The organism is Actinoplanes sp. NPDC024001 (assembly GCF_040638955.1).
Lineage (GTDB): Bacteria > Actinomycetota > Actinomycetes > Mycobacteriales > Micromonosporaceae > Actinoplanes.
Genome location: NZ_JBEZZB010000223.1, coordinates 1 through 13810, shown reverse-complemented (window position 1 = coordinate 13810; position 13810 = coordinate 1). Strand labels below are relative to the sequence as shown.

General features: G+C 70.4%; 15 protein-coding genes. 6 read left to right on the top strand and 9 right to left on the bottom strand.

The window, feature by feature from the left end; all coding sequences use genetic code 11:
* Positions 1 to 366, top strand: a 366-nt coding sequence (locus tag AB0F81_RS46455) for a uracil-DNA glycosylase family protein (protein WP_360209986.1), incomplete at its 5' end; no start/stop codon positions are given.
* 4 nt (positions 367 to 370) lie between these two features.
* Here the strand turns inward: AB0F81_RS46455 and AB0F81_RS46450 are convergent.
* From AB0F81_RS46450 to AB0F81_RS46425, 6 genes are all read right to left on the bottom strand, one after another.
* Complete coding sequence (locus tag AB0F81_RS46450; RefSeq protein WP_360209984.1) at positions 371 to 757, bottom strand: RidA family protein; 387 nt, start codon at positions 755 to 757, stop codon at positions 371 to 373.
* A 40-nt stretch (positions 758 to 797) separates the two neighbouring features.
* A complete protein-coding gene (locus AB0F81_RS46445) occupies positions 798 to 1013 on the bottom strand; it encodes a hypothetical protein (protein WP_360209982.1) in 216 nt (71 codons plus the stop codon).
* Positions 1013 to 2932, bottom strand: coding sequence for an ABC transporter ATP-binding protein (locus AB0F81_RS46440; protein WP_360209990.1), 1920 nt, complete (start codon positions 2930 to 2932; stop codon positions 1013 to 1015). The genes AB0F81_RS46445 and AB0F81_RS46440 overlap by 1 nt, the downstream gene beginning before the upstream one ends.
* Before the next feature lie 86 nt (positions 2933 to 3018).
* Complete coding sequence (locus AB0F81_RS46435; protein WP_360209980.1) at positions 3019 to 3810, bottom strand: enoyl-CoA hydratase/isomerase family protein; 792 nt, start codon at positions 3808 to 3810, stop codon at positions 3019 to 3021.
* Positions 3807 to 4034: a helix-turn-helix domain-containing protein gene (locus AB0F81_RS46430; RefSeq protein ID WP_014441759.1), complete on the bottom strand. Its 228-nt coding sequence runs from the start codon at positions 4032 to 4034 to the stop codon at positions 3807 to 3809. Before AB0F81_RS46430 ends, AB0F81_RS46435 begins: the two co-directional genes overlap by 4 nt.
* 426 nt (positions 4035 to 4460) lie before the next feature.
* Positions 4461 to 6065: an ABC-F family ATP-binding cassette domain-containing protein gene (locus AB0F81_RS46425; protein ID WP_360209977.1), complete on the bottom strand. Its 1605-nt coding sequence runs from the start codon at positions 6063 to 6065 to the stop codon at positions 4461 to 4463.
* A 204-nt stretch (positions 6066 to 6269) separates the two neighbouring features.
* Between AB0F81_RS46425 and AB0F81_RS46420 the strand changes: the two genes are divergently transcribed.
* Positions 6270 to 7166 carry a neutral zinc metallopeptidase gene (locus AB0F81_RS46420; protein WP_360209975.1) on the top strand — a complete coding sequence of 299 codons (897 nt, stop codon included), beginning with the start codon at positions 6270 to 6272 and terminating at the stop codon, positions 7164 to 7166.
* On the opposite strand, the gene AB0F81_RS46415 is transcribed toward AB0F81_RS46420, so the two are convergent.
* On the bottom strand, positions 7163 to 7798 hold the full coding sequence (locus AB0F81_RS46415; RefSeq protein WP_360209973.1) for an acVLRF1 family peptidyl-tRNA hydrolase: 636 nt from the start codon (positions 7796 to 7798) through the stop codon (positions 7163 to 7165). The two genes, AB0F81_RS46420 and AB0F81_RS46415, sit on opposite strands and share 4 nt — an antisense overlap.
* A gap of 146 nt (positions 7799 to 7944) precedes the next feature.
* Here AB0F81_RS46415 and AB0F81_RS46410 point away from each other — a divergent pair, with 146 nt between their 5' ends.
* Positions 7945 to 8511, top strand: coding sequence for a DNA alkylation repair protein (locus AB0F81_RS46410; protein ID WP_360209988.1), 567 nt, complete (start codon positions 7945 to 7947; stop codon positions 8509 to 8511).
* Here the strand turns inward: AB0F81_RS46410 and AB0F81_RS46405 are convergent.
* Positions 8506 to 9105, bottom strand: coding sequence for a LysE family transporter (locus tag AB0F81_RS46405; protein WP_360209971.1), 600 nt, complete (start codon positions 9103 to 9105; stop codon positions 8506 to 8508). The genes AB0F81_RS46410 and AB0F81_RS46405 overlap by 6 nt on opposite strands.
* Before the next feature lie 228 nt (positions 9106 to 9333).
* Between AB0F81_RS46405 and AB0F81_RS46400 the strand changes: the two genes are divergently transcribed.
* A complete protein-coding gene (locus AB0F81_RS46400) occupies positions 9334 to 10023 on the top strand; it encodes a histidine phosphatase family protein (RefSeq protein WP_360209969.1) in 690 nt (229 codons plus the stop codon).
* A 5-nt stretch (positions 10024 to 10028) separates the two neighbouring features.
* Positions 10029 to 11285, top strand: coding sequence for an MFS transporter (locus AB0F81_RS46395; protein ID WP_360209967.1), 1257 nt, complete (start codon positions 10029 to 10031; stop codon positions 11283 to 11285).
* Positions 11286 to 11389: 104 nt separating this feature from the next.
* Here the strand turns inward: AB0F81_RS46395 and AB0F81_RS46390 are convergent, their stop codons facing one another.
* Complete coding sequence (locus AB0F81_RS46390; RefSeq protein WP_360209965.1) at positions 11390 to 12109, bottom strand: VOC family protein; 720 nt, start codon at positions 12107 to 12109, stop codon at positions 11390 to 11392.
* A 302-nt stretch (positions 12110 to 12411) separates the two neighbouring features.
* Here AB0F81_RS46390 and AB0F81_RS46385 point away from each other — a divergent pair, with 302 nt between their 5' ends.
* Positions 12412 to 13401 (top strand): alpha/beta fold hydrolase, encoded by a 990-nt coding sequence (locus AB0F81_RS46385; protein WP_360209963.1) that lies wholly within the window; start codon positions 12412 to 12414, stop codon positions 13399 to 13401.
* The last annotated feature ends 409 nt before the right edge of the window (positions 13402 to 13810 follow it).

Sequence of the window (13810 nt, the reverse complement as noted above, 5' to 3'; positions counted from 1 at the left end):
TCCACCGCCCGGTTGCTCCATCCTAGGGACCAGAATCTCCGCCCCGGCCTCGGCCTGGCAATCCCCACCGCCGCCGCGCGGCCCCCGCCCCCCCCCGACGAGCTCACCGCCGACGAACTGGTCGCCGGCGGCAAGCTTCTGACCGATCTGGTACGCCGAACAGCGCCCCGCCACATCGCAGTGCTGGGTGTGACCGCTTACCGCACCGCCTTCGCCCGCCCCAAGGCGCGAATCGGCCCGCAGCCGGAGACGATCGCCGGCGTCCCGGTGTGGGTGCTGCCCAACCCGAGCGGCCTGAACGCCCACTTCCAGCTCGCCGACCTGTCCCGCGAGTTCGCCGCGCTGCGATCCGCGGTGGAGCGCTGACCCCTCACCCCGCCGCGACGATCTCCAGCTCGATCAGCCAGTCGTCCTCCAGGGTCTGCACGACGATCGCGGTGGTCGGGATCCGGCGCCCGCCGAGTGCCGCCACCCGGGCCGCCGCGTTCTCCTCCGCGTAGGCCTTGTCGCGCAGGTAACTGGTCTGGCGCACGATGTTGTCCACGCTCATCCCGGCCGAGGCCAGGATGGCCCGGATGTTGTCCCACACGAGTGCCAGCTGCTCGGTGAGGGTCGCACCGGGTTTGCCGCCGGGGTCGAGGCCCATCGTGCCCGAGATGAAGAGCATCCGCTGCGCACCGCGGACCTCCATGGCATGGACGTAGTCGTCGGTGGCCGGGTAAACGCCCTGCACTGGGTTACGCGCAACCATCTCCATCCCGCGAACCTAGGCCGCCGAGAACACAGTGGACACCGATTTACGGCCGGTCCCGGTCGTCACCGGGCCGGGGTGGCAGGACGCGCTGCTCGTGAATCGCGGTCTCCCGCCGGAACCGGTCGGCCGACGGATGCCACGCCTCGTCGATCGGCCCCATCAGGCCACCACCGATACCTTTGCGGCGGGCCCACCCGGCGAACCGCGTCAACGCGGTGAGCAGCACGGCCACCACGGCGATCAGGATCAGGAACTCCATCACGGCTCCACGGTCGTCGACGGCACCGTCACGATCTCCACGTCGTCGCCGAACCGTGGTGGGCTCACCGCGAACTGTGTCCGGTACAGCTCGGAGTAGAGCCCACCGGCCGCGACCAGCTCCTCGTGCCGGCCGCGCTCGACGATGCGCCCCTGGTCCAGCACCAGGATCTGGTCGGCCTCGCGGATCGTGGAGAGCCGGTGCGCGATCACCAGCGCGGTCCGGCCGCGCAGCGCCTCGGCGAGGGCCCGCTGCACCGCCGCCTCGGACTCGCTGTCCAGGTGGGCGGTCGCCTCGTCGAGGATCACGATCGACGGCTGCTTGATCAGCAGCCGGGCGATCGCGATGCGCTGTTTCTCACCGCCGGAGAACCGGTAGCCGCGCTCCCCCACCACGGTGTCCAGCCCGTCGGGCAGTGCCCGCACCAGCCCGGCGATCCGCGCCCCGGCCAGGGCGTCCCACATCTGCTCCTCGGTGGCGTCGGGCCGGGCGTAACGCAGGTTCTCGGCGATGCTCTCGTGGAACAGGTGCGAGTCCTGGGTGACCACACCGACCGTGTCGCGCAGCGACTCCAGCGTCGCGTCCCGCACGTCGACACCGCCGATCAGCACCGCCCCGCCGGTCACGTCGTAGACCCGGGAGACCAGCATCGACGTGGTCGACTTGCCCGCGCCGGAGGGGCCGACGAGCGCCACCATCTGCCCCGGCTCGACGGTGAAGTCGAGGCCGTCGAGCACCGTCGCGTTCTCCGTCCGGTCGAGGGTGACGACGTCCTCCAGGGTGGCGAGCGAGACCTCGTCGGCGCTCGGATAGCGGAACCGCACGTCCCGGAACTCGATCCGGCCGGCGCCGGCCGGGATGGGGGTGGCATCCGGTTTCTCGGCGATGCCCGGTTTGAGGTCGAGCACCTCGAAGACCCGGTCGAAGGAGACCAGCGCGCTCATCACGTCGACCCGCACGTTGCTCAGCGCGGTGAGCGGACCGTAGAGCCGGGTGAGCAGCAGGGCCAGGGTGACGACGGTGCCGGCCGAGACCTCGCCGCGGACGGCCAGCCAGCCACCCAACCCGTACGTCAAGGCCTGCGCGAGCGACGCGACCAGCAGCATCGCGACGAAGAAGGTCCGCGAGTACATCGCCTGCTGCACGCCGATGTCCCGGACCCGGGCGGCGCGATCACCGAACCGGCCGGCCTCGGCATCTGGACGGCCGAAGAGCTTGACCAGCAGCGCGCCGGAGACGTTGAAGCGCTCGGTCATCGTCGCGTTCATCTTCGCGTCGAGGTTGTAGGACTCGCGGGTGATCTCGGCGAGCCGTTTGCCGACCCGGCGGGCCGGGATGATGAAGACCGGCAGCAGGAGCAGCGACAGCACGGTGATCGGCCAGGAGAGGCTGAACATGACCACCGCGGTGAGCACCAGCTGGATGACGTTGCTCAGCACGCCGGACAGCGTCGAGGTGAAGGCCCGCTGGGCGCCCACCACGTCGTTGTTGAGCCGGCTCACCAGCGCGCCGGTCTGCGTGCGGGTGAAGAACTGCAACGGCATGCGCTGGACGTGGTCGTAGACCCGGGTGCGCAGGTCGAGGATGATGCCCTCGCCGATGCGCGCGGAATACCACCGCTGGGCCAGGGAGAGCAGGGCGTCGGCGACCGCCAGACCGGCGATCAGCAGGGCGAGGCGCACCACCGTGTCACCCGCGCCCGGACCACCGCCGGTGATCGCGTTGATGACGTGGCCGGCGAGCAGTGGCGTGGCGACCCCGATGCCGGCCGCGATCACGACGGTCACCAGGAAGACCGCGATGTCCCGCCGGTAGGGCTGGGCGAACCGCACGATCCGCCGGGCGGTGCCCTGCCGGATCTGGTGCTCACGGACTCGATCCGAGTTCTGGATCGAACGCAGCATGCTCCAGCTCGGCATGGACATGCGTCACCTCCCGGGACGTCGTCGACGGACAGCTCAAAGTCTGCCTCGTGGGTACGACAACAACCCGGGAGGTCGAGACGCTACTCCCCGCTGCCCAGCAGATCGCTGAGCCGCCGGGTCTGGGCTTCTCGTTCGGCCCGGTCCTGCTCGGCGTACGTCCGCGAGGGCGCACCGGTGAGCAGGGCCTTGATCTCGGTGACCGCACCGGCATCGCCGGCCAGCACCGCCGCGGCCAGGTCGGCGACCGCCGCGTCCAGCTCGGCCCGGGGCACCACGGCGGTGGCCAGGCCGATCCGGTCCGCCTCGTCCGCCGCGAGCCGCCGGCCGGTGACGCAGATCTCCAGTGCCCGGGACGGACCGACCAGCTCGGTGAGCCGTTTGGTCCCGCCCAGATCGGGCACCAGTCCGAGGGCGACCTCGGCCATCGAGAACCGCGCGTCGTCCGCGAGAACTCGCATGTCGCAGTTCAGCGCGAGTTGGAAGCCGGCCCCGATCGCATGCCCTTGCACCGCGGCGATCGTCACAATGGACGGACTCCGCAACCAGGTGAACGCGGACTGGAACACGGCAATCTGATCCGCGCACTCCGAGGCGGACAACTGTGCCAACCGGGCCAGCGAAGAATCGCCGTCGCCGCGCGCGACCGACAGATCCAGGCCGGCGGAAAACGCACGTCCCTCGCCCCGGACAATGACGACGCGGACGTCACCCGGTAATTTCCTTGAAATGTCGCCGAGCTCCGTCCACATGGCTGGAGTCTGGGCATTGAGAACGTCGGGCCGGCACAACGTCACCGTCGCGACCGGCCCGTCCTGTTCGTAGCGAACGCCTACGTCGTCGGCGTTTCCCGGCTCGGCGCGGACGGACGTCACGCCTTCTTGCGGCGGCGAGCGCCGCCACGCTGGCGCAACTGAACGCCCGATTCGGTGAGCACCCGGTGGACGAATCCGTAGGAGCGCCCGGTGGAAGCGGCCAGCGCGCGGATGCTCTCGCCGGAGGTGTATCGCTTCACCAGGTCCTTGGCGAGCGACTGCCGCTCGCTACCGACGATTCGACGACCCTTCTCAGTACTGGTAGCTGTGCCAGTGGCTGCCATCTTGAATCCTCACGTCGCAGACAGTGCGGTCAGATACGGTCCCACCTATTACACCGTCTCCAACGATCATGCGCCAGGTATCCGGCACGCGTGAACGTGCCCATTTATTACTGTCAGGAACTTGACGGTTACCACAGGCATCAATGTCAGACACTTTGTCGTCAGCACGGTGCGCGGCAATTCGGCGCCGGCCACCCGACGCCCACGCCTTCGCCAAGACCATCGATCACCTGCGGAAACACTCGATCGAGGCAACCCGCAGGTGGGGACGGTGACCGCTCCGGAGAGTGACGAGATCGCTCCGTGGGGTTAGCGGCCCGCGGGGGCCGGTGCGCCCGACCTGCCCCCAAACGCCCGAACATCGCACTGTCTGTGTGGGCACCAGTTGACAACTGACGATGGCCTCGTTCAGCCGCCTGAGAAGGCTCAAGCGAGCTCGACGAGCTCCAGCAGATCGTCGCTCCACGCGTCCTCGTCGCCGTCGGGCAGCAGGATCGCGCGGTCCGGCTTGAGCGCCTGCACACAGCCGGCGTCGTGCGTGACCAGCACGATCGCGCCCGGATAGTTGGCGATGGCGTCGAGCACCTGCTCGCGGCTCACCGGGTCCAGGTTGTTGGTCGGCTCGTCCAGCAGGAGCACGTTGGCACCGGAACAGACCAGAGTGGCCAGCGCCAGCCGGGTCTTCTCCCCACCGGAGAGCACACCGGCGGGCTTGTCCACGTCGTCGCCGGAGAAGAGGAAGGCGCCCAGGATCTTCCGCAGCTCGGTGTCGGTCTGCTCGGAACCGGCGCTGCGCATGTGCTCCAGGATCGTGCGGTCCACGTCGAGCGTCTCGTGCTCCTGAGCGTAGTAACCCAGGCGCAGGCCGTGGCCCGCGCGCACCTCGCCGGTGTCCGGCTCCAACAGGCCGCCCAGCATCCGCAGCAGGGTGGTCTTGCCGGCGCCGTTCAGGCCGAGGATGGCCACCCGGGAACCCCGGTCCACGGCCACGCTGACGTCGGTGAAGATCTCCAGCGAGCCGTACGACTTCGACAGGCCGGTCGCGGTGAGCGGGGTCTTGCCGCACGGGGCGGGGCTCGGGAACCGCACCTTCGCCACCTTGTCGGAGACGCGCGTCTCCTCCAGACCACCGAGAAGCTTCTCGGCACGGCGGGCCATGTTCTGCGCGGCGACCGTCTTCGTCGCCTTCGCCCGCATCTTGTCGGCCTGGGCCATCAGGGCGCCGGCCTTCTTCTCCGCGTTGGCCCGCTCGCGCCGGCGGCGGCGCTCGTCGGTCTCCCGGGCCTCCAGATACGTCTTCCAGCCCATGTTGTACATGTCGACGACCGAGCGGTTGGCGTCGAGATACCACACCTTGTTGACCGCGGCGTCCAGCAGCTCGACGTCGTGGCTGATCACGATGAGGCCGCCCTTGTGCTGCGCCATGTAACCGCGCAGCCAGGCGATCGAGTCCTGGTCGAGGTGGTTGGTGGGCTCGTCGAGCAGCAGGATGCCCTTGCCGTTCTGCCCGGAGTTGGCGAACAGGATGCGGGCCAGCTCGATGCGGCGGCGCTGACCGCCGGACAGGGTGCCGATCGTCTGGGCCAGGGCCCGGTCGGGCAGCCCCAGGTTCGCGCAGATCCGGGCCGCCTCGGCCTCCGCGCCGTAACCACCCAGGGCGGAGAACTGGTCCTCCAGCTGGCCGTAACGCCGGACCAGCTTCTCGTCGCCGCTCTCCTCGAGCTCGACCTCGAGTTTCTGCATCTCGGCGAGGATCGAGTCCAGGCCGCGGGCGGAGAGGACCCGGTCGCGGCCGGTCACGTTCAGGTCGCCGGTGCGCGGGTCCTGCGGGAGGTAGCCGATCTCGCTGGTCCGCTCGACGGTTCCCGCGTACGGAATACCCTCGCCGGCCAGCACCTTCAGCGTGGTGGTCTTGCCCGCGCCGTTACGGCCGACCAGGCCGATCCGGTCGCCGGGCTGCACCCGCAGGGTGGTCGGGGAGAGCAGAATGCGCGCGCCGGCGCGAAGTTCCAGTCCGGTGGCGGTGATCATGACAAACTCTCGCTCTCGGTGATCGGGCTGACTCAGGGCGCAATAAAGCGCCGGCCATCAAGCGGGATGGTCGGCGCCGGGGCAGGTCAGCCTTCGCAGAGCAGCACCCGGCCATAGTACCGGGCACTCCGATGGCACTCCCACCCGATTAATTCACAAGATCAACGGGTACTCGCCGGGCAACCGTGGCGAAGGTGGGACGAGATGGAACTCAACGAACGCGCCGACATCGACACCAGTCAGGTCAACGACCGGCGGGGTTCGGGCGGCGGCATCGGCGGGCTGCCCATCGGTGGCGGCGGCCTGGCCGGTGTCGTGGTCACTCTGGTGATCGCGCTGGTCGGCGGCTACTTCGGGATCAACACGATGGGCGGTGGCGGCGACAGCCAGCCCTCCTCCTCGCTGGCGCAGTGTGAGCAGGAGAACGCCCTGCAGCACCTGGAGTGCCGCAACGCGCTCTACGTCAACTCGATCCAGGCGTACTGGCGGGACCAGCTGCCGAAGTCGTTCGGCGAGCAGTACCAGCCGGCCGACACGAACATCTTCGAGGGCGGGGTGAACACCGCCTGCGGCAGCGCCGACTCGGGTGTCGGGCCGTTCTACTGCCCCGCGGACGACTCGGTGTACATCGACCTCTCCTTCTACCAGGTGCTGGCCAAGCAGCTCGGCGCGCCGGGTGAGTTCGCCCAGCCCTACGTGCTCGCCCACGAATACGGCCACCACGTGCAGGACGTGCTGGGCACCGAGGCGGAGATGCGCCGCCGGCAGCAGCGCGACCCGGAGTCGGCGAACCAGGAGTCGGTGAAGCTGGAACTGCAGGCCGACTGCTACGCCGGCGCGTGGGCCAACGCCGCGGCGAACACCACCGACGCGGACGGCGACAAGATCTTCACGAGCCTCACCGAGCAGGACATCCAGGAGGGCATCCAGGCCGCCGGGCAGATCGGTGACGACACGCTCCAGCAGCGGGGCGGCGGCAAGGTCAACCCGGAGCAGTTCACCCACGGCTCGTCCGCGCAGCGCCAGCAGTGGTTCCGGGTCGGCTACGACTCCGGCGACCCGAAGCAGTGCGACACCTTCAAGGCGGGCGCGGTCAGCTAGGCCGGCTCACGGATCAGGATCGGGACCGCGCGAGCCGCGGCCACCGCGGTGACCAGCACCGCGTGCCGCGGCTCCGGCACGTCCAGCAGTCTTCCGGCACGCAGCGCGGCCACCGGCGCCAGCTGCGCAGTCGCGAGGATCGCGTCGACGGCCGCCCGGTCACCACCGGCCACCAGCGCGGTCATCCTGCGTACCTCGGGAAGAAGAATGCGGGCCACGATGCCGGCGCCGTCGGCTGCCGCGGCCTTGGCCTGGTTGTCGCGGCGGCGCGCGAAGCGCTGCTGCGACCAGCCGCCCGCCGCCGTCCGGCCCTGCACGTAGTGCGTGTCCACCTTGGAAGTGATCAGGTTCGGTCCGTCGGCCACGCCGACGGCGACCGCGCCCTTGCGCGCCAGCAGCAGGCCCAGCCGCCGCGGCGCCTGCGCCGCGGCGATCAGATCGGTCACGGCCGAAGCCGGGCCCGCGCCGGGCGGCGCCTGCAGCGTCGCCGACGCGCCGTCGGCGGCGATCAAGGTCAACCCCTCTTCCCGGTACGGCCCGTGCCGCGTCGCGAAGTTCTCCAGCCATCGGGGCAGCCGCTCCGGTGCGACGTCCACCCACTTCCCGCCGCCTGCAGCCGCTCGTTCGCCCATTCTTGTCAGACTACGGTGGCAGGATCGCCCCCATGACGGACCTCGCCGGGATCCTGCTGGAGCGCCTCACCACCGCCTTCGAGTCGGGCCGTGATCCGGTGCGGGCGGTGGGCGCGGCCGCCTACATGCGGGATTAGTTCCCGTTCCTGGGCCTCACCGCGCCACTGCGCCGCTCGCTGGCCCGCAGCGCGCTGGCCGGGTTGCCCAAGCCATCCGAGAGCGACCTGCGGGAGATCGCGCTCGCCTGCTGGGCCCGTGACGAGCGGGAGTTCCAGCAGTTCGCCTGCGACTACCTGATCGCCCACGGCGGCGTCCCCGGGCCGGATTTCCTCGCCACCCTCGCCGAGCTGATCACCACGAAGTCCTGGTGGGACACTGTGGACCCACTCGCCACCCGGGTGGTCGGCGGGCTGGTGACCCGGCACCGAGCCCTGCTGAAGCGGATGGACGAGTGGTCCACCGCCGACGACATGTGGCTGGTGCGGACAGCGATCCTGCACCAGCTCCACTACGGCGCCGAGACCGACACCGCCCGGCTGTTCGGTTACTGCGCGGCGCAGGCCGGTCATCCCGACTTCTTCGTGCGCAAGGCGATCGGCTGGGCGTTGCGGCAGTTCGCCCGGACCGACCCTGAGGCGGTCCGGGCGTTCCTCGCCGAGCAGGCCGGGCGGCTCTCCCCGCTCTCCGTCCGGGAGGCCGCCAAGCACCTATGACGTCACCAGTCGCACGGCGAGCACAGCGATCACGGCACTGGACACCAGGGCGGTGATCAGGCGGCCGCGCTCGCCGGTGAGCACCCGCCCGATCAGCGAACCGCCGCCGGCGATCAGCAGTTGCCAGCTCGCCGAGGCCAGGAAGGCGCCGGCCACGAACCACACGCCGCCCCCGGCGCCGCCGCTGCCGAGCACCAGCGCGGCGAAATAGACGACGGTGGCCGGGTTGAGCAGGGTGAGGCCGAGGATCCCGGCGTAAGCGCGCAGCGGGGTCGTCGGGCGCTCGGTCCGCTCGGTCACCCCACGGCTGCGGATCGCGCCCCAGGCGGTCCAGCCGGCGAGCCCGAGCAGGACAGCGGCGCCCACCCAGCGCAGCGGCGTGGCGATCGGCGCGATCAGACCGGCGACAGCGGCGCCGCCCGCGACGGCGACCAGGGCGTAAAGACCGTCGGCGGTGGCCGCGCCCAGACCGGCGGCCGCTCCGACCCGCAACGAGGTGCGTGCGCTGAGACCCGCGATCAGCACCGCGATGGCGCCGACGGGCACAGCGATGCCATAGCCGGCGACGACGCCGGCCAGGAACGCCCCGCTCATGACCGCTGCTGCAGAACCGCCGATCGGTCGACGGCCGCCTGCTGTCGCGCGGCCCGATCGGCCACAGCGACAGAGACGGCGAGGAAAGGCTTCAGCGTGGTCACCGGGTCATCATCCTGCCCATGCCCGGCCGGGGCTACTCAATATCTGGCCGGGAATTGATCACATCGTGCTCCTTGCCGACCCCGAAGCGTGACCGGTAGCGGCCACTCTCGATAGGGTCCGATCATGGTCGCTGAACTGATTCTGGTCCGGCACGGGCAGAGCCTGGCCAATGTCGCCTTCCCCGCCGCGGACGCGCAGGGCCTCCTGGAGGCGGAGGTCAGCGGACGGGACGCGGAGGTACCCCTCACCGAGACCGGGGAGGAGCAGGCCAAGGCCGTCGGCACCTGGCTGGCCGCGCTTCCCGAGGAGCACCGTCCACAGGTGGCGATCACCTCGCCTTATCTGCGGGCGCGGGAGACGTGGCGGATAGCGGCCGAATCGTCAGGGCTGGACCTGCCGGATCCGGTCACCGACGACCGGCTCGTGGACCGGCTGATGGGTGAGCTGGAACTGATGACCCGGGCCGCGGTCGCGGACCGTTTCCCCGGTGAGGCGGCCCGGCGGGCCGAGGCGGGCGAGTACAACTACGCGCCCCCGGGCGGCGAGTCGTTCGCCGACATCGCGGTCCGGCTGAAGGCCTTCCTGGATGATCTGCACCGCGACCACGCCGGCCGGCGGGTGATCGTGGTGGCGCACGACGCGGTGGTGCTGATGATGCGTGCCGTGATCGAGCAGCTGACCTGGGACGAGGTGCTGGCCGTCGAGGCCGAGGCGGGCAGCGTGCGGAACGCGTCGATCAGCCGCTTCGACGGTTCGTCGGGCACCCTGGTGCTCGACCGCTACAACGTCATCGATCATCTACCGCCGGCCTGACCTCGATGGCCGCCCCCCGCCGCCAACTGGCCGTCCTGCTCACCGCCGAGGCGATCTCGATGCTCGGCAGCCGGATCACCTTCGTCGCCCTCCCGTGGCTGGTGCTCACCAGCACCGATTCGGCCCTGCTCGCCGGGCTGGCCGGGTTCGCCGAGATGCTGCCGTACGTGCTGGCCGGCCTGCTCGGCGGCCCGATCGTCGACCGGGTCGGCCCGCGCCCGACCGCCGTGGCCGCGGACGCCGCGAGTGTGCTGGCGGTCGCCGGCATCCCGGTGCTCGTCTACTGCGAGACCGTGTCGCTCGGCGTGCTCCTCGCGCTGATCGCCCTGGCCGGCGCCCTGCGCGGGTTCGGTGACGCGGCCAAACGCGCGCTGCTGCCGCGCATCATCGCGGCGTCCGGCATGTCCACCGAACGCGGCACCACCCTCTATGACGGCATGTCCCGGGCGTCGACACTGATCGGCCTGCCGCTGGCCGGGATGCTGATCGCGGCGTACGGCCCGGCCACCGTGCTGCTCTTCGATGCCGCCTCGTTCGGGGTGTGCGCGCTGCTGCTGGGCGGCTTGGTCCGGGCCGGCTCCGCCGGCGTCGCGGCCGGCCAGGACGAGGAGCCCGGCTACGCGGCCGCGCTGCGCAGCGGTTTCCGGTACGTACGCGAGGACCGGCTGATCCTGGGCATCATGTCGATGCTGTTCATGACGAACATGTTCGATCAGGCGTTCGCCACGGTGTTCGTGCCGGTCTGGGTGCGCGACAGCACGCACGGCCCGGCGGCGCTCGGCATGGTCGGCACCGCGTTCGGGCTGGGCGCGGTCGCCGGGAACATCCTCTACACGGTCCTGGCCCCACGTCTGCCCCGCCGCCGTACGCTGGGCATCTGCTTTTTCCTGGGCGGTCCCGCCCAGTTGCTGGCGCTGGCGCTCACCGACCGGGTGGGTGTCGTGCTGGCGACCGCGGCGATAGCCGGCGCGCTGATGTCCACAGTGAACCCGATCCTGCTGGCGTCGGTCTACCGGCGCATCCCGGTGCACATGCACGGCCGGGTGATGAGCGTGCTGATCGCCGTCTCCTGGGCGGGGATCCCCTTCGGCAGCTTCTTCGGCGGCTGGGCCACCGACCGGCTCGGCCTGCACACGGCCGCGCTGGTCGCGGCGATCGGCTATCTGGCGGTCACGGTTGCGCCGTTCCTCTTTCCGGCCTGGCAGGCCCTGGACACCAAACGCAGCGAACCGAGCCCCGGCAAGGCGGTCGTCCCGGTCTGAGCGAAGGTTTCAGCGGACGGCCACCGCCAGCTCGGCGACCGCATGGCCGCCGCCAGCTCGGCGACTGCACGACCACCGCCCGCTCGGCGACCGCATGGCCGCCGTCAGCTCGGCGGCTGTACGGCCGCCGTCAGATCGGCGGCGTTCGCCAGGGCCTCGCCGGCCCGCTCCCGCTGGTCGGCGGTCAACTCCACCGCGGCCACCCGGGCCAGCAACTCGCGGACGTTCTCCTGCTCGGCGAGCGTGACTGCCAGCTCGGCACGGTAGACGAGGGCTTCAACCAGCACGACCGGGTCGTCCCCCGGGCCGTACTTGCGGATCGCGGTGTCCAGGACCCGCGCGGCCTGGCGGTGGTCGCCGTGCGAGTCGGCGAGGACGACCGCGTTGTCCATCGAGGCGGCGAGCCGGCCGGTCCGGGCCGGGGCAGCCGCACGGTGCAGCGCGCTGACCCGGATCCAGTTGCCGCCCGGATCGATGACCGCGAAACCGGTCACCCCGTCGTCGTTCTTCCGCGGACGCGGGCGGGTCATCCGAGGAATGCCGGAGAGCGGAACCCGGCCGTAGCGGGCACGCAGACCGGCGGCGAACTGCTCGTGCAGCGCCTTGATGTCCGGCACGAGAACCGCGCAGGTGCTGTAGGACTGCTCGGGGTCGAAGTCGGGCATGCCGAAGAAGTGCAGGTTGATATCGTCGCGCTGCATCGCGACGTAGGGGTTGGGCCGGATTTGGCGATAGGTCCGGTGAAAACCGAGAGCCTGATAGAAGTCCTCGATGACGTCGATGGACGGGCACGGGAGCAGGGGAATCGTGATCTCGTCGGCCATGCCCACCATTCATCCAGCTTTCCTCGATCGTCGCCCATGGATTGGCACATCAGTGCCTTGAGCTGCGATCATGCGGCGCCAATGTGGTACGCCGCCGGCTCAGCGGGCGCCGCCAGGCGCACGGCTGCAAAGCCACAACCTCGGCTCGCGGTATCTCGCCCGCTCGACGATGAGCTCCTGCCCGGCACGGGTCGGGGAATCGGATATGACAGCCGCCAGGCCCACGGGGCTACGAACTTGGTCTCGGCAGGCCGCGGAATCCGGGGTGCGGCGCCCGATGGGCGGCGGCTAGGGTCACCGCGATGACTCTCGCTCATGATGTGACCGGCTCCGGGCCGGCTGTGTTGCTGCTGCACTCGACCGTCGGTGACCGGCGGATGTGGGATCCACAGATGTCCGCGCTGAGCGATGCCGGATACCGGGTGATCCGGTGCGACTTCCGCGGTTACGGGGAGACGCCGATGCCGTCCGAGCCGAACGACGACACCCAGGACGTCGCCGACCTGCTCAGCCACCTCGGCGTCGACCGGCTGGCCGTGATCGGCTCGTCCGGTGGCGGCCGGGTGGCGCTCGACTTCGCCGCCCGATCGCCGGAGCGGATCACCGCTCTCGCCCTGCTGTGCACCGCCGCGCCGGGTCACGAGCCCAGCGCCGAGCTGCGGGCCTTCGGCAAGCGGGAGGACGCCCTGCTGGAAGCCGGTGACGTCGACGGCGCGACCGAGCTCAACGTGGACCTCTGGGTCGGCCCGGAGGCCGACGAGACGGTCCGGGCGCAGGTGCGGGCCATGCAGCGCAACGCGTTCCAGGTGCAGCTGGCCGCCGAAAAGCAGGCGGTCACGGACACGCAGCCAGCCCCCGAAGACCAGCCGACCGCTGACACGCAGCCAGCCCTCGAAGGGCAGCCGACCGCTGACACGCAGCCAGCCCCCAAAGAGCAGCCGACCGCTGACACGCAGCCAACTGCCGGGGAGCAGCCGGCCGCTGACGAACCGCCGGTAGTCGAGGAGCAGTCGGCCGCTGACAGGCCGCCGGCAGCGGGCGACCAACCGGCCGAGGGCGAGCAGCCACGCGCTGAAGCCGATCCGAGCGCGATCACCGCGCCCACACTGCTCGTCTCCGGCGCCCATGACCTGCCGGATTTTCAGCAGATCGCCACCGATCTCGCGGCGCGGTTGCCCCACGCACGCCACCTGCACCTGGATTGGGCCGGCCATCTGCCCAGTCTGGAGCGCCCCGACCTGATCAACCCGCTGCTCATCGACTTCCTCGCTGAGAGCAAGCCGGAGAACTGACCGCTCGCCGATGCTGCTGCGATCTTGTGGGGTGATCGCAGCAAGCCAGGGACCTGACCGCTCACCGATCCTCCTGGGGTCCTGCAGCGTGATCGCCCACCGATACCGGCAATCGCCAAGATCGGCTCTTGACTGGGGACTGGCTGGCCGAAGGTCAGTGGCAGCTCGGGTAGCGGGAACGCTCAAGCGGCGGCAGGCCCTCGGCCGCTATGCGGCGGCAGGCTGCAGCCGCCCACATGACGTAAAGCCCGGCCGCCCAGGCGGCGACAAGCCGCAGCCGCCCGAGCGACGCGAAGTCCCGGCCGCCTAGTACCGCTACGGCGGATCACTACTTCGAGTAGTTCTGGATCGTTTCCCGGACGTGGTCACGGTTGAGCAGGTGCAGGGTTGGGACGAGGCGTTCGGGGAG